The 23,184-nt window shown below is 48.0% G+C and carries 20 protein-coding genes, 1 pseudogene and 1 other annotated feature; of the genes and pseudogenes, 1 reads left to right on the top strand and 20 read right to left on the bottom strand.

Going from position 1 to position 23,184, the window contains the following annotated elements; genetic code table 11:
- Positions 1–106 precede the first annotated feature (106 nt).
- Together ACFSVM_RS16830 and ACFSVM_RS16825 are read right to left on the bottom strand one after the other, a co-directional pair.
- Positions 107–625 carry a deoxycytidylate deaminase gene (locus ACFSVM_RS16830; protein WP_379263544.1) on the bottom strand — a complete coding sequence of 173 codons (519 nt, stop codon included), beginning with the start codon at positions 623–625 and terminating at the stop codon, positions 107–109.
- Positions 626–783: 158 nt separating this feature from the next.
- Complete coding sequence (locus tag ACFSVM_RS16825; protein WP_379263542.1) at positions 784–1,440, bottom strand: ComEA family DNA-binding protein; 657 nt, start codon at positions 1,438–1,440, stop codon at positions 784–786.
- 116 nt (positions 1,441–1,556) lie between these two features.
- Here ACFSVM_RS16825 and comER point away from each other — a divergent pair.
- Positions 1,557–2,420 (top strand): annotated as a pseudogene (gene comER / locus ACFSVM_RS16820) (late competence protein ComER); the annotation flags it as partial.
- Here the strand turns inward: comER and leuS are convergent.
- From leuS to spoVAE, 18 genes are all read right to left on the bottom strand, one after another.
- Positions 2,401–4,839 carry a leucine--tRNA ligase gene (leuS, locus tag ACFSVM_RS16815; RefSeq protein WP_090725338.1) on the bottom strand — a complete coding sequence of 813 codons (2,439 nt, stop codon included), beginning with the start codon at positions 4,837–4,839 and terminating at the stop codon, positions 2,401–2,403. The pseudogene comER and the gene leuS overlap by 20 nt on opposite strands.
- Before the next feature lie 117 nt (positions 4,840–4,956).
- Positions 4,957–5,200: a binding site (T-box leader), on the bottom strand.
- Between the two features lie 103 nt (positions 5,201–5,303).
- Positions 5,304–6,998, bottom strand: coding sequence for a M3 family oligoendopeptidase (locus ACFSVM_RS16810; RefSeq protein WP_379263539.1), 1,695 nt, complete (start codon positions 6,996–6,998; stop codon positions 5,304–5,306).
- Positions 6,999–7,204: 206 nt separating this feature from the next.
- Complete coding sequence (locus ACFSVM_RS16805; RefSeq protein ID WP_379263537.1) at positions 7,205–8,656, bottom strand: carbon starvation CstA family protein; 1,452 nt, start codon at positions 8,654–8,656, stop codon at positions 7,205–7,207.
- A gap of 166 nt (positions 8,657–8,822) precedes the next feature.
- Positions 8,823–9,566, bottom strand: coding sequence for a LytR/AlgR family response regulator transcription factor (locus tag ACFSVM_RS16800; RefSeq protein WP_090725333.1), 744 nt, complete (start codon positions 9,564–9,566; stop codon positions 8,823–8,825).
- A gap of 19 nt (positions 9,567–9,585) precedes the next feature.
- The gene (locus ACFSVM_RS16795; RefSeq protein WP_379263534.1) at positions 9,586–11,340 is read right to left on the bottom strand and encodes a LytS/YhcK type 5TM receptor domain-containing protein; all 1,755 of its coding nucleotides are present in this window, start codon (positions 11,338–11,340) and stop codon (positions 9,586–9,588) included.
- A gap of 103 nt (positions 11,341–11,443) precedes the next feature.
- Positions 11,444–12,220, bottom strand: coding sequence for a class I SAM-dependent DNA methyltransferase (locus tag ACFSVM_RS16790; protein WP_090725331.1), 777 nt, complete (start codon positions 12,218–12,220; stop codon positions 11,444–11,446).
- A gap of 480 nt (positions 12,221–12,700) precedes the next feature.
- A complete protein-coding gene (locus ACFSVM_RS16785; RefSeq protein WP_076313323.1) occupies positions 12,701–13,597 on the bottom strand; it encodes a CvfB family protein in 897 nt (298 codons plus the stop codon).
- Positions 13,594–13,941, bottom strand: a complete 348-nt coding sequence (gene rsfS, locus ACFSVM_RS16780; RefSeq protein ID WP_076313324.1) for a ribosome silencing factor — start codon at positions 13,939–13,941, stop codon at positions 13,594–13,596. Before rsfS ends, ACFSVM_RS16785 begins: the two co-directional genes overlap by 4 nt.
- Before the next feature lie 3 nt (positions 13,942–13,944).
- Complete coding sequence (yqeK, locus tag ACFSVM_RS16775) at positions 13,945–14,547, bottom strand: bis(5'-nucleosyl)-tetraphosphatase (symmetrical) YqeK (RefSeq protein WP_090725329.1); 603 nt, start codon at positions 14,545–14,547, stop codon at positions 13,945–13,947.
- Entirely contained in the window at positions 14,528–15,121 is a 594-nt protein-coding gene (locus ACFSVM_RS16770; RefSeq protein WP_090725327.1) for a nicotinate-nucleotide adenylyltransferase, read from the bottom strand. Before ACFSVM_RS16770 ends, yqeK begins: the two co-directional genes overlap by 20 nt.
- Before the next feature lie 44 nt (positions 15,122–15,165).
- Positions 15,166–15,459, bottom strand: a complete 294-nt coding sequence (yhbY, locus tag ACFSVM_RS16765; protein ID WP_379263530.1) for a ribosome assembly RNA-binding protein YhbY — start codon at positions 15,457–15,459, stop codon at positions 15,166–15,168.
- A 39-nt stretch (positions 15,460–15,498) separates the two neighbouring features.
- A complete protein-coding gene (gene aroE / locus ACFSVM_RS16760; protein WP_379263528.1) occupies positions 15,499–16,368 on the bottom strand; it encodes a shikimate dehydrogenase in 870 nt (289 codons plus the stop codon).
- 58 nt (positions 16,369–16,426) lie between these two features.
- Complete coding sequence (yqeH, locus tag ACFSVM_RS16755) at positions 16,427–17,548, bottom strand: ribosome biogenesis GTPase YqeH (RefSeq protein WP_379263526.1); 1,122 nt, start codon at positions 17,546–17,548, stop codon at positions 16,427–16,429.
- Complete coding sequence (locus ACFSVM_RS16750) at positions 17,545–18,072, bottom strand: YqeG family HAD IIIA-type phosphatase (RefSeq protein WP_047911204.1); 528 nt, start codon at positions 18,070–18,072, stop codon at positions 17,545–17,547. Before ACFSVM_RS16750 ends, yqeH begins: the two co-directional genes overlap by 4 nt.
- A gap of 80 nt (positions 18,073–18,152) precedes the next feature.
- On the bottom strand, positions 18,153–20,366 hold the full coding sequence (locus ACFSVM_RS16745; RefSeq protein ID WP_379263524.1) for a DUF4129 domain-containing transglutaminase family protein: 2,214 nt from the start codon (positions 20,364–20,366) through the stop codon (positions 18,153–18,155).
- Positions 20,363–21,610 (bottom strand): DUF58 domain-containing protein, encoded by a 1,248-nt coding sequence (locus ACFSVM_RS16740; RefSeq protein WP_379263522.1) that lies wholly within the window; start codon positions 21,608–21,610, stop codon positions 20,363–20,365. Before ACFSVM_RS16740 ends, ACFSVM_RS16745 begins: the two co-directional genes overlap by 4 nt.
- A gap of 5 nt (positions 21,611–21,615) precedes the next feature.
- Positions 21,616–22,572, bottom strand: coding sequence for an AAA family ATPase (locus ACFSVM_RS16735; RefSeq protein WP_379263520.1), 957 nt, complete (start codon positions 22,570–22,572; stop codon positions 21,616–21,618).
- A gap of 260 nt (positions 22,573–22,832) precedes the next feature.
- Complete coding sequence (gene spoVAE, locus ACFSVM_RS16730; protein ID WP_047910767.1) at positions 22,833–23,183, bottom strand: stage V sporulation protein AE; 351 nt, start codon at positions 23,181–23,183, stop codon at positions 22,833–22,835.
- Position 23,184: the final 1 nt, after the last annotated feature.

The raw sequence follows: 23,184 nt of genomic DNA, 5'->3' as shown, positions 1-23,184 counted from the left end.
CCTTCCTGCAGCACAAAAAAAGAACCCCGAATACAAGCCACATTCCCCTGGCTGCCTTCGAGGTTCTTCCTCTTCATTATAATTGTTAAGGCTCACTTTCGAGCCATTAATCCGATACGGTCATCAGTGTTTCTCTTGGTGGCACATACCCGCTGAGCGAACGGAATGTAATCCCTTTATGCTCCATCATCTGGCGGACCTTGCTCGTATCCTTTGGATAAGGTCTATGAAATACAATTTCTGTAATCCCGCTGTTGGCCAGCATATTTGCACAAGTCCAGCAGGGCTCATCCGTTACATATACAGAGGAGCCCTCCCGATCGGCTCGGTCAGTGAACAAGAGCAGATTCTGCTCGGCATGAATAGTGCGGACACAGCGCTGCTTCTTCACCATGACCTCCTTGCCATCCTGCATCGTAAGTTCAAACTCCTCAGAGATCATACACCCTGCCTCTGAACAATCCGGTACACCCATGGGTGCTCCATTATAAGCTGTACCTAACAGCTTCTTTCCCTGTACGAGTACGGCTCCTACATGTCGGCGGGGGCATCTTGAACGGGTGGATACCATATAAGCGATATCCATGAAGTAAGTATCCCAGTCTTTTCTTATGTCTGCACACATCGTTCCTCACTACTCCTTAGACATTGATTACGCTGTTACTGAATCAATTTCATAAACCATAAAAAAGGTGAATTTGAAACTATATAGACAAGTAAAACCATTTTGATCTATATATACTCTTGATTAAAGCAGCCAAAGGTATTATGAAATTGATTCTACTAATTAATATATAGGTAGGGAGACATTTTCTCCAGCATCTTCATGCCAATCCCCTTCACATTCGTTAAATCACTCGGTTTCTGAAAAGGTCCATGCTCAGCACGATAATCGATGATCGCCTGTGCTTTTTTCTCACCTATACCAGGAAGCTCCATCAGCTCTGCCAGCGCAGCTGTGTTAACAGCTACCTTGCCTTCAGCAGCAGAACTTGCCCCTGCTGACGCTATAGTGTCAGCGGCCGGCTCTGTATTTTGCACCGCTTGTGAAGAGCTTAGATCCTCCCCTGCAACACGGTCAGCCTCCGTCTTCTCTGGTAAGGGATCCACTGCCTTATCACTGACTGCCTCTTCCACCTCGCTTGAAGTTACGTGTGCCTTGGCAGAAGGATTACTTTCACTTACAGACTGCCCATCTACAGTTTGCTCACCAATACCCAATGAAGCTTCTGTCTCCGTACTCTCATCAGCCTTCGTCTCCTTGACCTCAGCTGACTCAGCTCCAGCCTCAGCAGCTTCGTCCCCTTCTTTTACAGATAGAGCAACTCTGTCACTGATTTCGGTCCATTCCTCCGTTCCGGAATCTCCAGATCCTCCAAACAATATGAGCGCGCTTGCAGACAGTACTGCTAGGGCTACGGCTATGGTTCCTCTCTTCACCTCATAAACCTCCTAAACTATTGTGACATTGATGTAAAATTTGTCGTCATGTAGTCCAAGACCTGGTGCATACACTAAGAAGAACGTAAGCCTGCGTAAGTACCGTAAAGCAAGAAAGGGGGAACCTCAAGATGTTGAAGGTTGGATTTATCGGAACCGGCAGCATGGGAAGTTTACTCATTAACGCCTTCCTTGCTTCCGGAGCACTTGACGCTAGACAAATCGTGGCAAGTAATCGGACACATGCCAAAGTTCTTAAGCTTTCATCCATCTATCCGGGTTTGAAAGCTGCTGAAACGAATCAGGAAACCGTCATGAAGGCAAACTTTATCTTCTTATGCGTAAAGCCGCATGAATTCAAAGAAGTTGCTCAGGATATCAAGCCCTTTATCAAACCGGAGCATATTCTTATTTCGATTACAAGCCCGGTTCAAATCCGGCATTTGGAGTCTGTGCTGCCATGTAAAATTACGAAAATCATCCCTAGCATCACTCATTTAAGAGGAAGCGGGGCATCTCTATGTATTCATGGAAATCGAATGAAGGATGAAGATAAAAAACGGGTCGAGCAGCTGTTCTCCTATATCAGCAGACCGGTTCAGGTAGAAGAAACTTTTACCCGAATCAGCTCTGATCTTACCAGCTGCGGACCCGCATTCATCGCTTTTTTTCTGGAGCAATGGATCCAGGCAGCTGTGCAGCATACCGGAATTGATCATGAGGAAGCCACTTGCCTGGCCAGTGAAATGCTCCTTGGAACGGGTAAGCTGTTAACAGAAGGAGCCATGACACCGTCACAGCTCCAAAAACGTGTTGCCGTCCCTGGCGGTATTACCGCCAAGGCACTGAATTTATTGGATTCCAACCTAGCTGGCGTATTCGACCAATTGATCCAGGTGACGCATGCAAAATACGAGGAGGACCTGGAACAGCTGGATGCCGAATTCGGAGCGGGTGAAATTAACCGGCAACAATATTAACAAGCTTGCCTGGTACCGCAATCACTTTACGGATTGTTTTGCCAGAAAGTGCTTCTTTAATGGCAGGCAGCTCTAAACTATGGGCTTCAAGACCTTTGGCATCGAGGTCAGCTGCAACGTGTGCACGCTGTACAATCTTACCATTGATCTGAATTACAATCTCAACTTCCTTATCTACCGTGAGTGATTCATCGTAGTCCGGCCAAGCAACATAAGTAACGCTCTCTTCATGACCAAGGCGGGACCACAGCTCTTCTGCAATGTGCGGAGCGAGTGGTGACAAGAGCTGAACAAAGTTCTCCATTGCTTCGCGCGGAAGACGCTCTGCCTTGTATGCTTCATTAATGAAGATCATCAGCTGACTGATCGCCGTGTTGAAGCGCAGGTGCTCCAGATCGTCCGTTACTTTCTTAATCGTCTTATGCCATGTACGCTTGAATTCCTCGGTGCCTTGATCGCTGATCTTCTCGTTCAGAGTGCCATCCTCATTGATAAACAGGCGCCATACGCGAGCCAGGAAGCGGTGTGCGCCTTCAACGCCATTTTCGTTCCAAGGCTTGGTCGCTTCAAGCGGTCCCATAAACATCTCATAAATACGCAGTGTATCCGCACCAAAGTTATCAACGATATCATCTGGATTAATGACGTTACCGCGGGATTTACTCATCTTCTCGTTATTGGTTCCAAGAATCATGCCCTGGTTCACCAGCTTGTGGAACGGTTCCTTCGTCTCGACAACTCCCAGATCATACAGCACTTTGTGCCAGAAGCGGGCATACAGCAGATGAAGCACGGCATGCTCTGCTCCCCCGATATAAAGGTCTACCGGCAGCCATTCCCGCTGCTTCTCCTTCGAGACAAGCTCCTTGTCATTGTGAGGATCGATGAAGCGCAGGTAATACCAGCAGCTTCCCGCCCATTGCGGCATCGTATTCGTCTCACGGCGAGCCTTCATGCCCGTCTCCGGATCTACGGTATTAATCCACTCCGTTACATTAGCAAGGGGAGATTCTCCTGTACCGGAAGGCTTGATTTGCTCTACTTCAGGCAATAGCAGCGGCAGCTGATCCTCAGGCACAGTCTTCATCGTTCCGTCTTCCAAATGCAGAATCGGAATCGGCTCTCCCCAATAGCGCTGACGGCTGAACAGCCAGTCCCGCAGGCGGTAGGTAACTTTACCTTGACCTTTGCCGTTCTCTTCAAGCCATGAGATCGCAGCTGCAATCGCTTCTTCGTTATGCAGACCATCCAGGAAGCCGGAATTCACGTGAGCTCCGTCGCCTGTGTATGCTTCTTGTGTTACATCTCCGCCGGATACCACCTCAATAATATCAAGTCCAAACTCCTTGGCGAATTCCCAGTCACGGCTGTCATGACCCGGAACGGCCATAATTGCACCTGTACCATAACCAGCCAGTACATAATCTGCAATCCATACAGGCAGTTTAGCCCCGTTTACAGGATTGATAACATAAGCCCCTGTGAATACACCTGTCTTCTCCTTCGCAAGATCGGTACGTTCGAGATCACTCTTCCGCGAAGCCTTCTCGACGTATGCTTCAACGGCCTCACGCTGTTCAGCTGTTGTGATGTCTGCTACCAGTTCATGCTCTGGAGCAAGTACCGCATAGCTTGCACCGAATAAGGTGTCTGGGCGGGTAGTAAATACCGTAACCCCTGCATCATGACCTTCGAGAGGGAAGGTCACCTCCGCACCTTTGGATCTTCCGATCCAGTTCCGCTGCATATCCTTGATGCTCTCTGCCCAATCCAGTTCGTCCAGGTCATCAAGCAAACGATCGGCATATTCCGTAATCTTCAGCACCCATTGACGCATTGGCTTGCGCACAACCGGGAATCCGCCGCGCTCACTCTTACCGTCGATGACTTCTTCGTTAGCAAGCACTGTTCCAAGCTCTTCACACCAGTTTACCGGCACTTCGGATACATAGGCCAGACCGCGCTTATACAACTGGATGAAGATCCACTGTGTCCATTTGTAGTAATCAGGATCTGTCGTACTGATCTCACGATCCCAGTCATAAGAGAAGCCGAGTGATTTGATCTGACGGCGGAAGTTATTGACATTCTTCACGGTAATATCCCGTGGATGCTGTCCCGTATCAATAGCATGCTGCTCAGCAGGAAGTCCAAAGGCATCCCAGCCCATCGGGTGAAGCACGTTGTAGCCGCGCATTCTCTTGTATCGGGACACGATATCAGTTGCCGTATAGCCCTCTGGATGTCCTACGTGCAGTCCTGCACCTGAAGGATAAGGGAACATATCCAGGGCGTAAAATTTCGGTTTGTCCGGATTTTCCTCTGTCTTAAATGTCTTGTTCTGATCCCAGTATTGCTGCCATTTCGGCTCAATTACCTGGGGATTATAGCCGTGCTTCGGCTGTTCTTTCTGACTCAATGTGCATCCTCCTCGTCATCATAACCAACTTCTCCACGCGATTACAGAATGGTTCAGCTAGCGTAACTAAATGAATTCTATAATCAAAAAAACCTCCGCATCCCATAGCGTGTCATCGCTAGGGACGAGAGGTTGTAATTCCCGTGGTACCACCCTAGTTAGCGGACAAACGTGCTTCGTCGTCCACTCCCTTAAGCACCCTGTAACGGCGGTGAACCGATGAGGCTTACCAAATGCTGAACAATTAGCCTAACCTCATATCTCCAAGGCGAGTTCATAGTGCTCCGGCAACCAGCTTGCACCAACCGCTGGCTCTCTGAAATACACAGGCGCTATTACTATTCCTCTTCATCGAAAATTCAATAATAATCGGGATCATTATACAAGATTGACAAGGATAAAGTCAAATATTGCGTTTTACAGCTTGATTTCAATCTCGCCTTGTGGTCAGTATAATGTCCGTCTTACAGTGCCGTATCATCCACGCTGTCGAGCCATTCTTCAATCGTGCCGATCACCGAAGTGACACAGCCTTCTTCAAATGGAGAGATCAGGCCCGCGATGGCCACCAGCTCCGTAAAGGATTTGCTTCCTCCCTGACGACAGAGATTCAAATAATCGGCCCATGCCGCAGCATAATCCTCTCTCGAACGCTTCCAGAACTGGAACGCGCAGATTTGAGCAAGGGTGTAATCAATATAGTAAAACGGAGAGCTGAAAATGTGGCCCTGCTTATGCCAGAAGCCGCCTTGCTCCAGATAACTGTTGTTCTCGTAATTGCGATGCGGCAGATACTTCCGTTCGATCTCACGCCATGCCTGCTTCCGTTCTGCTGGAGTCGCTTCTGGATTCGCATAGACAAAATGCTGGAATTCATCTACCGATACTCCGTAAGGAATAAAGGTAAGGCCGCTTGCGAGATGCTCGAATCGGTATTTGTCCACTTCATGCTCGAAGAATAGATCCATCCACGGCCAAGTGAAGAACTCCATGCTCATGGAATGAATCTCGGCAGCTTCAAGTGTCGGGAACATATACTCAGGAACGCCAAGGTCACGACTCTGATACACCTGAAAAGCATGGCCTGCCTCGTGGGTCAGTACGTCAATATCTCCGGATGTTCCGTTAAAGTTCGAGAAGATAAACGGTGCTTTGTAGTCTGAGATGAACGTGCAGTATCCACCGCTGCGCTTTCCTTTTTTACTGACCAGATCCATCAGCTCATTATCGAGCATAAAGTTGAAGAACTCACTCATCTCCGGTGACAGCTCATCGTACATCTTCTTCCCGTTCTGGACAATCCATTCCGGGTCCCCCTTAGGCGTTGCATTCCCAGTAGGGAAGACTACATTCTCGTCATAGTAGTAGAGCTCGTCTACGCCGATCCGTTTACGCTGACGTTCCTTGAGCTTGGAGGCTACCGGTACGATATGCTCCAGCACCTGAGCGCGGAACTTCTCAACCATTTCGGCGTTATAGCCAATACGGCTCATGCGGGCATAGCCCATCTCTACAAAATTGTTAAAGCCCAGCTTGATCGCCATGCTTGTTCTTACCTTAACCAGATCATCATAGATGCGGTCCAGCGTTTCCTCATGCTCGCTCATAAAGGCGGTACGTGCTTCCTCCGCCCGTTTCCGCATGGAACGATCTGTCGATTCGCCAAACGGGATCAGCTGGGACAGTGTGCGCTCCTCACCTTCAAACTCAATCTTGGCAGATGCAATCAGCTTGGAGTATTCCGTTGACAGCTTATTCTCAAGCTGCAGATCACTAATGATGTCAGGGCTGAACGTCTTGATCTCGAGCTCGGCGAGTTGGAACAGCTGCTTCCCGAAACGGGCTTCGAGCTCTGGACGAAATTCAGATTGGACTAGAGCTTCATAGTACTCTGTTATGTATTTCTGAAACAGCGGTGTCGTCTCATCGGAAAAATCCTTCTCAGCCTTGTAGAACTCATCGTTGGTATCCACGGAATGACGAATGGACACAAGTGTCAGCTGTGTGGCTACGGCTCCTCTGAGCTTGTTGAGCTCATTCATCGCTTGGGCTTGATCGTCCGCATTCTTTGCTTCGCGAAATACGGTAAGCAGACTGCCAAACTCTTGTTCGAACTGAGCTACATCCGGTCTTTCATAACGATATTCACTAAATTTCATCGACGTTACACCTGCCCTCTCTTGATTTCCCTACCCATTATATCCCAATTAGTTGTCCAGTTCTATAGAGTAAATGAAGTTAATTGATATGTGGTTAAAAAAGTGTGGAATATAATAAAAAGCACCTCCGCAGCCCGTCATCTCAAGATGATCCGCACTGCAGCGGTGCTCTTATTAGAACATATAATCTACCTGTTCATTCAAGCTCAGGCTGCCCGGTTGTAATCCGATACATCGACGTCCAGAGGAAGCTCATTGGCGCGTGCTTTTTGTGCAGCTCTGAAAAAGACAACAACCAATACAACACTAATGACTCCTCCTCCGATATACGAAGCATCCATGCTCATACGGAAGCCAATCTCTGCATTCAGGATATAAACCATGGTTGTGTACAGCATTAGAGCTCCCGGAATGAGGGCTACCCAGAAGTTCTTCCGTGCGACATACAGATACATCGCTCCGACAAACAAGGCAATGACACCCGTTGCCTGATTCGCCCAAGAGAAATATCTCCACAGGATGTTAAAGTCAATCTGAGTCAGTACGATCGAAATAACGAAGAGCGGAACAGCAATGATCAGCCGTCTCTTAATATCAAGCTGCGGCAGCTTGATGTAGTCTGCAATGATCATTCGCGCACTTCGGAACGCTGTATCGCCTGAAGTAATCGGCAGGACAATAACGCCAAGCACGGCAAGCGTACCCACATATGCACCAAGGGTCACCTTCGCTACCTCACTTACAACTAACCCGGTGCCTCCTTCTGCAAGCAGCTCATTTAAGCCAACCGGACCTTGAAACAGGCTCATCGCTGCTGCAGCCCATACCATGGCAATAATCCCCTCTGCGATCATCATACCGTAGAAGATTTTGCGTCCTTGCCCTTCACGCTGTGTCGTCCGTGAGATAATCGGTGTCTGCGTCGCATGAAAGCCTGACAAGGCACCACATGTAATCGTCAGGAATAACAGCGGGAAGATCGGCAGATTATCCGGATGGAGGTTCGTCAGCGTCAGTTCAGGAATTGGGGCTTGCTTAAAGATCAGCATAGCTCCGACACCCACTGAAGATATCAAGAGCAGTGCACCAAAGATTGGATAGAAACGACCGATAATCTTATCAATCGGCAGCAATGTAGCCAAAATGTAGTAAACGAAAATAGCGATGAGTATAAGTCCCATGCCGATTCGTCCTTCTATCAGGTTATGAATCAGGCTCGCTGGAGAAGTGACGAACACCGTTCCCACCAAGATGAGCAGCAAAATAGCGAATGCGTTTACAACATGCTTCATTACTTTTCCAAGGAACTTACCCGCAAGCTCAGGCAGGTGGGCTCCGCGGTTGCGAATGGAGATCATACCGGTCAAATAGTCATGTACCGCTCCGGCAAAAATACAGCCGAATACGATCCATAAAAAAGCGACAGGTCCATATAACGCTCCCATAATCGGGCCAAAAATCGGGCCGACACCGGCAATATTGAGCAGCTGAATCAAGGAGTTCTTGCTTGTACTCATCGGCAGATAGTCTACACCGTCCTGATTTACATAGGCAGGGGTCGAACGTGAATCTTTAACCCCGAACATCTTTTCGATATATTTTCCATACGTGAAGTAACCGAGTACCAACAGCAAGATGGATATGATAAATGTAATCAAAATGACCGCCTCCTCATGAAATCGCTTACATTCATTATAAATAAATGATTAAGCTAAGGGGCAATTTACGATTATCATGTCGTTATCTTGAGACAAGACGCATTAAATCCGCTGTGAAGTGTATCAGATATGTGATGAAATGCAATGAAAGAAGTGCCCGGCTTTGTTATAATTCCATTGCTTCGCGGAACGATTTTGCATAATTGCGGCTTACGGCCAGCAGCTCACTGCTTCCTTTCAGTTCAAGCTGATATGCCCCATTAAACCATGGAACCAGCCTTTTCACATATTTCATGTGAACCATATAGCTCTTGTGAATACGAAAGAACGGGTAGAGTCTGAGCTTTGCCTCCAGGTGCTTCAGCGGCGTTTTAACTTGATGCACTTGATGAACAGTGACAATTTTCGTATAAGGCTCTTCACGGGATAGATAAATGATGTCATCCGGGTCAATGAAGTGAATCTCTCCTTCTTCCTCTATAGACAGCTTCCCACTAGATTTCATTTGCGCAGGAGATGACGGCTCCTGATGTGGACTTAGGATTGCTCTCTCCATTCTCCTGACGGTCTCAGCCATGCGTTCTTCGTCAATTGGCTTGAGCAGATAATCGAGCGCTTCGACTTGAAACGCATCCACTCCGAACTGAGGATAAGCCGTTGCGAACACCATCTTTGGCGGGCTTTTCATCTTCATCATGGCTTCCGCGGCCTGCAGTCCGTTCATAATCGGCATCTCAACATCTAGAAATACCACATCAGGCTGCAGTTGAATTGCCTTCATGACCGCCTGCTCCCCCGACTCTGCTTCTCCTACCAGCTCAACGGAGGAATATTGCGCCAATAGATACCCAAGCTCTTCCCGGCTATATCGTTCATCGTCCACAATTAAAGTTCTGATTCTCTCTGTCATTAGGTATGATCCCTGCCTTTCATTGGTCTGATCTCCCGCTTGCAGATGCTGGTGGAATGAGGAACTTCACTTCCGTGCCTATATGCTCACTGCTCTTAATCTCTAGCGAAGCTCCTATTCCATACATCAGAGTCAATCGACGAGATACGTTATACACTGCAAGCCCGGTACCTGTTGAGGATTCTATCCTCTGTGTGCCGAGCTGACTAAGCCGTTCCTCCATAATTCCTTCTCCATTATCTCTAATCAGCACCGATACACCAGTAACCGGATCATCTGTGATTTCGATGTGGATAACACACTGCGCTGTCTTGTTGCGGAAGCCGTGCCGGATACAATTTTCCACTAGCGGCTGCAAAGTAAGTGGCGGAACTATGGCCTGCAGGGCGGACTCCTTGACATCATAATGAACTGTAAGCTTATCCTCAAATCTTATTTCTTCGATATTTAGATAGGAGCGCAGATGCTGAAGTTCTTCTAGTAGCGTCGATTGTTCCGCCGTGGCTGCTGTCAGATTCTTGCGGATATAATCCGATAAGCTACGAAGCAGCTTGCGAGCCTTGTCCACGTCTATTCTCGTTAATGACAAAATCGTGTTCATCGTGTTGAACAGGAAATGAGGATGAATCTGTGCCTGCAGTGTCTTAATCTCAGCCTCCCGTGCGAGCTCTTTGGCTTCAGCCAGCTGGGCAGCTTCTAGCTGATAGCTTAGCAGCATGGTGAGTCCAGACATGAGCTCCGTTGTTACATGCGTTATTTCCTTTTTGCTGCGAAAATAAAATTTCAGGGTCCCTACAGTCTGGCCTCCCTGTTTTAACGGGCCTATTACCGCTGCACCGAGTGGGCAGCCCTGCTGCTGACAATGAATCTCCTCGTTGTCTACAATGAGCATTTCTCCCTGCTCAATCACGTGCCGAGTCACCTCCGTCTGCAACGGCCGTCCTGCCACATGATGATCGTCCCCGATTCCAATATGAGCCAGAATAACCTGCTGATCTGTCATTGCAATAGCACTGGCCTTAACCTCACTGAACAGAATTCGGCATACCGCTTCAGCTGATTTGAGCTTCATCCCCTGCCGCATATATCCCAGCGTCTGGCGGGCAATACGAAGTGAAGTCTGTGCCTGCTGAGCAGCTGCCTTCTGCTCCTCGTTAACGACAGAGCGAATAATAAGTAAAAAGAGGGCACACCCGATTCCATTCGCAACGATCATCGGAAGACCGATATACCCCACTAGGCTGAGTGCCTGCTCAAAAGGTCTTGCCAGCAGCAAAATAATTAGCATTTGCAGGGATTCAGCGACCGCTCCGAGGAAGAGTGCTTTCGAGAACCGGATCTGTCCGCCTGTCTTACGAAATACCCCTGCCAGAATTCCAGCCAATATCGTGGCAAGCCCGCACGCAAGGCCAGTAAAGCCTCCCAGGGTAAAACGGTGCAGCCCGGCAACCAAACCGGCACCTAGCCCAATCTTCCATCCACCAAAGAGACCAGCCATTACGATGCCAACGACTCTGGAATTAGCGATGGCTTCCTCCTGAGATACCTCAAGCATCCATTTGTTGAGTGCCAATGAATCAGGATGTACTGTAAGTCCGGTATAGGTTCCGATAATACCCAGTACACCAAACACCAGTACCGCTTGCACCTGTTGAACGGAAGTCAGCTTGTCCAGGCTCAGCATGGTCCGAAAAAAACGCAGCCGGGATACGATAAACGCAATCGTTACGATGATACCAATACGCTCCGTCATTGTAATCAGCAGTTCAAACAAGGCTTTCCCTCCGTTTCCTCATCACATCCAGCCAGCTTAAGACAAAAATACGAGGACTCCTGTAGAAGGAACCCTCGCTCAATCATCTAGTACTCCAAATTTATCATAGAGGCTTAACCGCAACGAAAAATAACCGCGAAGCGTCTTCCCCTGCAGGCTTCCATTCAAAATCAGCGTAAATCTGCACATCAGAGAAGCCTGCCTTGTGCAGCTCCAGCTGCATCCACACCGGATCATACGCCCTTTGATTATGAATCTCCTCGAATCGACGGTACATATCCCGTCCACTCTCTTCGGCTCGTGTAAATATGCTGAGATGGTGCTCAATCTCATACGTGGGACGATGGAAGTCACAGGTCCATATGTAAGAAATCGATTTTTCATCAAGCACAAAGGGCTGCTCCTCATCATAACGAACAAACGTATTCGGATGGTGTACATCAAACAGGAATATTCCGCCCGGCTTAAGACCGGCATAGGTTCTCTGGAATGTCCTTACGATATCCTCTTCTTTGAGCAAATAATTAATACTGTCACAAAAAGAAATGACCGTATCTGCCTGCTCAGGCAGCTCCCAATCCCGCATATCCTGCTGAACCCAGCGAATGGTGCCTTCTCGGAAAAAGCGGTTCCCTTGCGGTGACTCATCCAGCTTCTGGCGGGCAACAGACAGCATGTCTGCAGATAGATCGATGCCTGTCACTTCAAAGCCCGATTTCACAAGCGGAATCGTAATCGAACCGGTACCGCAGCCGAGCTCGACAATGCTTTTTGGTATGCCATGCTTCTCCCAAGCTGTTCTAGCAAACCGCAGCCAATCCGGATATGGCATATCTTCCATAAGTTCGTCGTATACATAGGCAAATTTCCGATAGGACATGTTTGACACCACTTTCATATGAAAACTTAGTGTAAAAAGCTGAAGTTAATAAGCGGGTTTGACTGGGTCCTGATGTGAAAAGGTGAAGGTTTATTCATTGAAGAAGTAAAGATATATGATGAAAAATAAAGAGGCTCGCGCTGCGTTCGCTTTTTGGCTGAATCTCTCCGGTTGACTTCGTCAAAAGTCGTTCTTCATCCAAAAACCTCACTACCACGTGAACCCATTTTTCAACAGACTTCACAAAAAAACCTCCATTCCGCATCGTCTCAGAACAGACTCGCTTATTAAAAAACCTTTTTGCACCCAAGACGGGGCAAAAAGGGTGGGTGCTCCTGCTTCTATGTTTAGAGGCAGGAGCACCCATAAACACCCGTACATGATTTAGTGCGAAAGCTTCGCTTCACTTCAATCATGCAAGATCAAGTGCATGAAACTGAACAGACAAACCTATCAATGCTACTCAGGCAGGAACACTGTTTATTCAGCTGGCTTATCCTCGTGACCTGCAAGGTAAGTCCAGTTCTCTTTCTGCGTTACATGTCCTTCCTTCATCAGCTTACCAAGTGCGCGCTTAAACGCTGACTTACTGATGCCGAACTTGGACTTGATAATATCAGGTGGAGTCTGATCAGAGTATGGCATAGCTCCGTTAGGACGGTCCTTCAGGAAGGATAAAATGCGATCTGAATCCTCGTTCATTCCAATCTCTTTACGCGGAGCCATTCCCAGGTTCACCCGGCCATCCTCTCGCACCAGCGTAACCCGTGCTTTCACGGTTTCACCCAGTCTCAAGAGACGGCTTCGCTCGGAAGAATGAATCATTCCGATTGCGCCGAAGCCAAGCACACCGCCATGCACCAGGACAAAGGTACCCATCTGCAGCGGCTTGTACACCGTGGCTTCAACCCACTCATTCATCCAGCTCGTCGGGGCATGAAAGGCTAGTGGTGCAAGCTCGCGCTCTCCGGCCAATTTGGCCCGAAGCCGGCCCTGCTTGTCATGCTCCATAATAACAAAAACCTCATCGCCAACCTGAGGATGAAGTTCTTTCATTTCCGGCAATTCGCGGATAGGCAGCAGCAATTGCCGGCCCAGCCCCATTTCGAGAAAACAGCCTAGTCTTGGATGAACGTCTGCTACAACCAGCTTTGCCATCTCACCTAGGGTTAGAAAAGGCTTCTTCATCGTAGCCGCCAGGCGATCCTCTGTATCGTAAAAAATAAACACTTCCAGCTGCTCATCTACCTTAATTTCGCGTGTCAGCTCTGTATAATGCAGCAGTACATCCTCGCTGCCCGTTGTCAAAAAATATCCATACGGCGACACTTCCCGAGCGACCGGGAGGGTAACGACCGTGCCTGCAATTAAACTCATACCGTATTCACCACTTTGGCATCGGACCAAAGTCTTTCAATATTATAATACTCGCGTTCATCGCGATGGAATACATGAACAACGACGTCCCCAAGGTCCATCAAAACCCAGCGGGCGGAGTCCATGCCTTCGATTCCGTTGATTTTTACGTTCTTCTCTTGCGCACGTTTACGAACTTCTGTCGCGATCGCCTGAACCTGTGTATCTGAGTTACCGTGACAAATGACAAAGTAATCAGCCACCAAAGAAATACCTCTCAGGTCCAGAGCAACAATGTTCATTGCTTTCTTATCGTCTGCCGCATCGATCGCCATTTGTAGCAATTCATTAGATGATACTGTCATGGATCAACCTCCAATTGGATTCGTAAAATTTTGTGATACTTTTAATTGAGCAATAAGATCATTACGTGTAAATAAGGTTAAAGGGTAAATCACTTTCTTTAATGTAATCAGATGTGTTATGGTGCCGTCAAAGCCAGCGAGAAGTGCCTCCTCAAGGCTATGCTCCGCCAATTCGCGAATATTATTCACCCCGGGAAAATCACGCCCCGGCTCTATATAATCCGCGAGGCAAACCACCTTATCCAGGAGAGACATGTTGACTCTTCCGGAGGTATGCCATTTAATCGCATTCAGCACCTCTGAATCCGTCACCCCATAGTCCCGTTCAGCCACAAATGCTCCAACCTCAGAGTGCCACAGCTGTTTGTCGTGCAGTAACAGGTCCTGATTCAGTCCATTCTCCCGAATAACCTTCTCCATTTCATTAACCGGCCAGTACTTTGCAACATCATGCAAAATGGCAGCCAGATCGGCTTTGCGGGGATCAGCACCAAAGCGTTCTGCCAATATTACGGCTGTTTCCATAACGCCTTGTGTATGTTTCCAGCGCTGCGGCGGCATTTGCTCAGATACGGCCTTGATCAGATCATCTCGGCTCAGCTGCATACAATCCGCTCCTTGTAATATAATCAAGCACCGCTTGGGGTACCATAAACCGAACCGATCTTCCCTTCGCCAGCCTGCGTCTAATCCCTGTTGATGAGATTTCGACCTGCGGCATGTCGGCATGAAGCACATGCTCCTGTAAGAAATCAGGCAAATCATCGAGATGCAGCTCAAAGCCCGGGCGGCCTACTCCAATGAATGTGACCAGCTTCGTTAGATCTTCGATTCGTTCCCATCGTGACAAATAATTGACCATATCCGCTCCAATAATAAAATACAGATCGATGTCAGGATGCTGTCTTCGGATGATCTCCATGGTATCTACGGTATAGGATACGCCGCCTCGTATGATTTCGACATCAAGCACTCGATAATCCTCGTACTCTTCAGTCGCGAGATTCGTCATCTCAAGTCTCTGCTCTCCGGTAGCACCCGCGGCATGCTTATGCGGCGGAATATGAGATGGCATAAACCAGATTTCATCCAGCTTATACGCATCCTTAACCGCCTCCGCTGCCATCAAATGTCCCATATGAATCGGATCAAATGTTCCGCCCATAATTCCAACTTTCATGCAGTGAGCTCCTTTTTACACAATACTCGCTACCTTCGTATTCGTTACGGAAGTACGATTTGCTTGTTATCACGCGATTCTTTGTACAGTGTAATCGTGTTGCCGATAATCTGCACTATTTCGCTGCCCGTACGCTCTGCCAGCTCATCCGCAATTTCGTGCTTGTCATCCAGATTGTTATTAAGAATGGAGATCTTCATCAGCTCGCGCTTCTCAATCGCTTCTTCAATATGACGGAACAGATGCTCATTGGTACCGCCTTTGCCGATTTGAAAAACAGGATCCAAGTGGTGCGCCTGTGAACGAAGATATCTTTTTTGTTTTCCAGTTAACGTCATTATATTTGCTCCTTAAACTTTCATTTCGTTATCATCAACTCACGAGGTAAAGCTGGCGAGTACTGCCCTGCGCATCGCTTCTACAGGTGCCTGTACGTGCAGCCAGTGCTCAAACGCAATAGCACCTTGATATACAAACATGCCGAGACCACCGTGAATAATGCAATTTTTGTGCTTGCTGTCTGTCAGCAATTTGGTTTCCAGCGGGTTATAGATCAGATCACTGACAACGATCCCTTCAGGTATGTGCAGGGTGCTGACCGGCGTTTGATCCGTATGAGGATGCATGCCTACTGATGTTGTGTTAATTACGATATCGGCCTGTGCCAATACCTGTTCCGCGCTATCTATACTATACCCATTAACATTGCCGAGCACCTTAAAATCCTTGGCCAGTTCTTCCGCCTTCTCCGCGGTGCGATTGAGAATGGTCAAAGACTGAGGCCGTTCCAATAGAAGAGCATAAACGATTCCGCGTGCGGCTCCGCCAGCCCCAATGACAACCACATGCTTGCCTTCAATCGTAGAAACTGCTTCCTCCTTCAAGGAACGCACATAGCCGACACCGTCCGTATTATACCCGATGAGCCGCCCCTGCTCGATCACCACTGTGTTTACAGCACCGATGAACCGGGCACTCTCATCTAGTTCGTCCATATAGGATAGGATATCCACTTTGTGCGGAATCGTCACATTGAATCCGCGGAAATTCATCGCCTTCATTCCCATTACGGCTGCATGGAGCTGATCCGTCTCCACATGTAACGGAACATAGGCCCCCTGCACCCCAGCTTCCTGTAATGCAGCGTTATGCATCACAGGAGATTTGCTATGCGCAATCGGGTTTCCGATTACACCTAGAAGATAATAGCCGCTGACGGGGCGGGCAAGCTCTGTCGTCAAGTTCATAGTTTATTCCTTCCTCCCATGAAACTCTTAAGGCACACAGCTCCAGGCTGCAGCTCGATTAGATCAAGGATGGCCGAACCATTACACGAACTCCGCGAGGCGCATGAACGGCGACAAGTGCACCCGTCTGCCCATTCACTTTAATCCAGCCGAGACCAGAGATGAACACATCACTGCGGCTGCCTTTGGAAATACGGATGTCATGTCTCGTCCACTCCGGCAATTCCTCAAGACCTTCACGTGTTGGAGGTGATAACAATTCACCTGCATGATTCTCAAACAGCTCGTCCGCTTTTTCAAGCTTCGTCCGATGAATCTTAAGTGTATTATTCGTGTACAGAGTGAAGGATTGATGCTCTCCTTCAATAAAATCAAACCTTGCAAGTCCTCCAATAAACAGGGACTGGCCGCTGTTCAATTGGTATACACTCGGTTTAAGCGGTTTGTCCGGCATGATCGCCTGCAGGTCTCTACGAGATACAAGCTCACTGTAGCGCCATGGATAGACGATTCCCGGTGTATCAATAATGGAAGCTCCATCATCGAGTGGAATGTGCACCATATCAAGGGTTGTACCAGGGTATCTGGATGTCGTAAGCTCCTGCTCCAGATCACTGTAATCACGAATCAGTCGATTGATCAGTGTGGATTTCCCTACATTCGTTGCACCCACAACATATACATCCCGATCTCCACGATGCAGATTCACTGCTTCCAGCAAGTAATCAAACCCTTGATTCTGTTTCGCGCTGCAGAGTACCACATCCACGGTACGAAGCCCTTGAGCCTTGGCTTGCTGCTGCACCCAGTTACGTACCTTGTTCCAATTGGTCACTTTTGGCAGCAGATCCGTTTTGTTCACCGCAAGAAGCACCGGATTATTCCCTACAAATCGCTGTAATGCCGAGATCAAGCTTCCTTCGAAGTCGAACAAATCCACAATATGAATGACGAGCGCATCCTTATCGCCGATCTTGCTGAGAAGCTTCAAGAATTCATCCTGATCCACGGTCACAGAAGAAGCTTCACTGTAATTTTTTATACGAAAACAACGCTGGCAGATTACAGGATCACGATCCAGCGCTTTTATCGGAGTATATCCCGGCAATTCAGGGTGTTCTGTCTGCAGTGCAATTCCACATCCACTGCATCTCCCTAGGCCGTCATGCGTATGATTCATTTTTTCTTTTCCTCCTCAAGCCATAAGCCTTTCCTGCGCAGGCGAGACAGTGCAATCCGCTCAACCCGTCTATTAAATTTCGTCATCCATCCTTCATCCGCTATTGCGATCGGAAGCACGAGGACAGTATACAGTCCCAGACGATTTCCGCCGAACACGTCCGTCAGCATTTGGTCACCGACAACGACCGTTTGATCCTCAGCCAAATTCATCATTTTCATTGCTTTGCGAAAAGGTATATTGGAAGGCTTTCTGGCCTCGTGAACGTATTCAATCTTATGGGGTGTTGCAAAAGTGGATACACGGGTCAGCTTGTTATTCGACACGATGACCAGCTTGAAGCCGGCATCTCTGACCTTCTCAAACCAAGCGATCAGCTCAGGTGTTGCTTCAGGAGCCTTTGCTCCGACAAGTGTGTTGTCAAGATCCGTTATAATCCCTCTGTAGCCCTGCTCATAGAGCGCAGCCAAATCAATATCAAATACCGTGTCAACCCTTAGCTTGGGCATCAACATTTCAAACAACTTGTTCACCTCGTTTTTTCATACGACAAACTATAACATAATCTTTACGGTTAGTAAAAAGGCAAACGGGCACGGGGCGCTTACGCCCGTGCCGTTCTGAGCCTTTTTTTCATTTGTCCGGCAATCCGCTGTACGTCCTGCCATTCATTCTCTTCAACATGGCTTGGGCTGTACCTTGCCATCTCAAATTGCTTCAATAAGGAATGAAGCTCACCAGCGACTTGCGGGGCTTCAGACTCCCATCGTTGTACCGATTCTCTCAGCGTCTCATGCTCGGCCCGCTTGAATCCCTTGCGCCTAAATGAACGTATCCATCGTTCTGTCTCAATGACCACCTTCTGGTCTGGGGTCAACGGCTTGCCAATTCGAAGCCTTAATAAATAGAAATGGAGAGAAAAACGATTACGCCACAGCATGTAAACAGCCCAAGCCGCAAGTACTGCTCCCGCTGCCCACATGATAACTGGGCTTACCGTAAAGTCAGAGCTTTCTGTATTTTGCACAGGCTCTGCGAGCTCTTCTTCCTGCTCTGCTTCTTCGACCTCTGGTGTCTCTGCAAGTTCCGGCTCTGCCTGTTCCGTCAGCAGCGGCATATTGAAGCCCGGAGTGGCTTCAACCGGAATCCAGCCATATTCCTCTCCAAAATATACTTCTGCCCAGGAATGGGCATCCGCATTGGTCACTGTATAAGACAGGGTTGGTGTGTTACCTGTTGCCTGAGACAGTGCCATGTCCTCTCCAAAGGCTGCTTGACCCGGAGCATAACCTTTTACCCATCTCGCGGGAATGTCCAGAGAGCGTGCCATCATCACGAGAGCTGTCGAGAAATAATCGCAGTAGCCTTCCTGTATTTCGAACAGAAAGCTGTCAACAAAATCTGTACTTTGTTTCAGCGATAAATTGGGATTGTTTGTGTATGAGAAATTAGTTGTTAAATATTCTTGCAGTAAACCGACTTTTTCATACGGAGTTTCGGCTTCAGCCGTAATTTCCTCTGCGAGATTCACTACACGGTCAGGGAAGTTATTAGGAACCTGCAGGTAGTTATCGTTAACAGAGCTGCTGTACAGATCTTCATGAGTCTCTCCTATCAGTCTCTCAACAGGAACGAGAGGAACCTCGGATACAATGGTATAAGTTGAAGGGTAGCTTAATTCTCTAGGGTTCGAATCCCAGTGAAGCTCAGCTTGTCCGCTCTTCCAATCCAGCTGGTTAAACTCCGTCCCGCCATTAATCGCCTGAACCTGACTAATCGCATAGGCCCCAAAGAGCACGGGGTAGACTTCATCATTCAGCATATTAACAGTCTGGGTTACCTCCCTAGTCTGTATAGAGCCCCCATCCCCGTTCTCTAAATCATTACCCGATTCGACTTCATCAAACTGCCTTCTTGAAGTGGATGGCTCTTCCCATCCCGTACCGGAATACTCATCACGAGTCTCCCCTCGCCAGTAGCTTCGCTCTGTCGTTGTAATCGTCATTACAGGAGAGTAGTCATAATTGAAGCCCCCGCCCAGGCTGTTATCCTGCCTGCTGTATCCGGATTCTGAGGCAGAGTTGAGTCCACCTTCTCCCCCAGCAGTATTGATGGCAGGAATAACATCGCCTCTATAGTTAACCCACGCCGTATAAGGGTCCGTAAGAACTGGCGGAACTTCAGGCATATTAACTCCCGCAACAATAATCAGTGCAAAGATGACGACCACGTTAGCGATGACTTTGAGCGGATTCCGTCTGAGCCTTTTCCAGCCCTGTGGAAACTTAAGCTGGAACCTGCGCAGATGAAGGCACACGAGCCAGCCCATTGCGGCAAATACGATCCATGCCACCTCTTCCCACAGAACTGCGACAGTAAAAGAATCCAGGATGCCCATTGCAATAATGTTAAGCCCAACAAACACAAGAATTCGCTTGGCATTCACAGCTAACCGAATAATGCATTCCAGCATCACCCAAGTGCTCAAGGAAAACCAGATATACGGATTGGTCGCTATCACAAAATCAACTAGCCAGCTCGAGTCTTCACCAGGGATAAAGATGGAGTAGGACGTTAGCATATAATATAGAATAAATAACAGAACAATTGCTTTAATGACAAAACGGTATGTCTGCTTGATTGGAAAAATAATATCCACAAGACTGATGCCAATCAGCGTCAGAGCAACCAAGCCGGTTGTTTCTTGAAACCAGATCGGCTCCGTATAAGTTACCCACTGCATTCCGATAACAACGATCCACAGTAGAGCAAATGCATTGTACCAGGACCCTGCAACTTTGCCAGCCCATGCTCTCATAGACCTCCACCTCCCATCGCCGAAGGCAGCTCCTGCAAATCAGACACCGCATATCCTTTGATCCCGCGTCCACGAAGAAGTGTCAGCCATTCACTCTTATGTGCCTGGTTGGCACGCTGCTCGATACGAATATGAGAAGCAGTCATCCCGCGTGTGCCGGCATATCGAAGCGATTCCAGAATATTTGCATTATCCAGCGGCGAGATGAGCACAAAAAACGCGCCTTGCGGAAACGACCGAATGGAATCCTGAATGCTGGAGAGAAGATCACTTGTACCTGTATAATCCAGATCAACAAGATGCTGAATCATCTTCTGGCGTTCATTCTGACTGTCCGTAGGCAGGAACAGCTTGGTCTCCTCGCTGATGGTACACAGCCCCATACTCAAGCGTTCACGACTGCCATATTCAAGGAGCGAGGCAGCAGTAGAGACGGCGAGTTCAAATTGCTCCGAGCTCTTGTAGCCCTCCTCAGTCGCATCTAAGACCAGAATCGTCTTCGGCAGCGACTCATGCTCAAACTCTTTGGATTTCCATTGTCCTGTCTTCGCAGTCGCATTCCAGTGTATACGAGATAATCGATCTCCATAGACATAATCTCGAACTCCATTAATTTGCGTCGTTTCTCTGCGGGACCGTGTGAGAGCAGCCTGCGGGCCTGACAGACGGGAATTTTGATCGTAGAGCTGCCAATATGGAATAAATACGGTTCTTGGCAGTACTCTGAAGCTGCCGTAGGCGTTAAATGTCCCTTTATGCTCTATGAGACCGAAAATATCTTCGCTAATACATTCTGTTTCCATAAACTTATATTTGCCTCGCTCAAGCGGAGGGGTAAGAAAGACCAGTTTCCCGCTGCCCCGCATATTCGGAACGAGACTTTCTTCAAATGACCAGGATTCTCCGTTATGACGCTTGAGCACTTCTCTCACGATGACGTAAGGTAACGGCAGCAGCCCAGGAATTTGAAGGCCAAGCTGAACGTGCACCTGATCTCCTGCATGGAGCAGCTCTGTATGTTCTCCACTCGAGGTTAATTGCCGTGTTCCCACAGCTCTCTTTGCACCTCCGAATTGGCCAATCAGCAAGTAAATACTAAGCAAAGTGACCATGCCAAACAGCATGATGGAGGTCTTACCTCCCTGAAACAATACATAAAATAAACATATGATCCAGACGAAGAGCACAATCCACGCTTTAGATTTCGTATATCGACCTGTGCGATAGCGTACTGACTTCAGCATAATAATCAGCGCTCCATCGATACAGGAACATGCTTCTGTTCAATGATTTGGGCGAGAATTTCTTCCTGGCTCATTCGATCCAATCTTGCTTCTGGCTTCAGAACAACCCGGTGCGAGATGACGTACGGAGCAAGCACCTTGACGTCATCAGGAATGACATAGTCCCTGCCGTTCAAGAAGGCATACGCTTTGACTGCATTCATGAATGCAATGGAAGCACGAGGACTAGCCCCGAGCAATACGGAAGAATGCTCTCTTGTACTGCGTACAATTCCAAGCAGGTAATCGGTCACAGCTTCGTCCATATATACACTTCGAATTTCTTGCTGGACTTCGGCAATTTGTTCCATATGGGTAACAGGTCTAAGCTTGTCCGCCGGTTGTCCTTGCTGATGCTGTCTCAATAGATGCTTCTCTGTTGCGGCATCAGGATAGCCAAGGCTGATCTTGAGCATAAACCGGTCCAGCTGTGCCTCCGGGAGCATATAAGTACCTTCAAAATCAATTGGGTTCTGTGTTGCGCACATCATAAAAGGTTTAGGAAGCTCATACGTGTCTCCATCGACTGTGACGCTTCGCTCCTCCATGACTTCAAGCAGGGCGGATTGTGTCTTTGTTGTGGCACGGTTGATCTCATCGGCGAGCAGTATATTGGTCATGACGGGACCAGGCCTGAAATAAAAACGTTCATCCCTCGGATGGAACACAGATACACCCGTAATGTCACTTGGCAAAATGTCAGGATTACATTGAATCCTGCGATATTCTCCCTGCATAGAGCGAGCTAACGCCTTGATCAGCTGAGTCTTCCCCGTTCCGGGAACGTCTTCTATAAGAACATGCCCTCCAGCCAGCAGTGCTGTGAGCAATAATTGTATTTCAAAAGATTTGCCTAATATAGTAGATTCGAGATTCGATTTAATCTCGGATATGATCTGCATCGATTCCTTACTTAAGGGCATGTACGTATGTACCTCCTAATAGGCAGTATATTTTCCTTTTATTGTACATGAAGTGAGTAGGCAAAGTACAATGTTTACTCTACCTTTTTTTTCATATTGAGATTGCTAGATTTGAAACTAAAGGTTTTTCTTGTTCGTCTAACCCCTTAACCCTGAGCTTCGATAGTGTAACTTACTCATCCTTGTTAAGCAACAAAAAAAGATGAAGCATTCTTACGTTTGCCTCACCTTAGTTTATAAAGGATCTTATTTTATTAACCTCAGCCCTTCGGCTTAAAAAACAAGGCAGCCAGAAAGGAGAAGATAATTGCCGATGATATACCTGCACTGGTGAGGTTAAACACCCCTGTGATGACCCCGAGCCATCCATCCCGCTCCAGTTCGGTCAGCGCTCCATGAACAAGCGAGTTGCCAAAGCTCGTAATGGGTATCGAAGCGCCGGCGCCGGCGAACTTGACTAAAGGATCATACCAGCCCACCGCATCCATAACTGCACCTGTTACGACCAGCGTACTCATCGTATGCGCAGGGGTCAGCTTAAGCACATCGAACATTAATTGTCCGATCACGCAGATCAGTCCGCCAATAAGAAAAGCCCATAGAAACTGCATC

Origin of the sequence: Paenibacillus shunpengii (genome assembly GCF_042684905.1) — a bacterium.
GTDB classification, from domain to species: Bacteria; Bacillota; Bacilli; order Paenibacillales; family Paenibacillaceae; genus Paenibacillus; species Paenibacillus shunpengii.
Note: the sequence above shows the minus strand (reverse complement) of the source record. Positions and strands in the feature narration are given on the sequence as shown.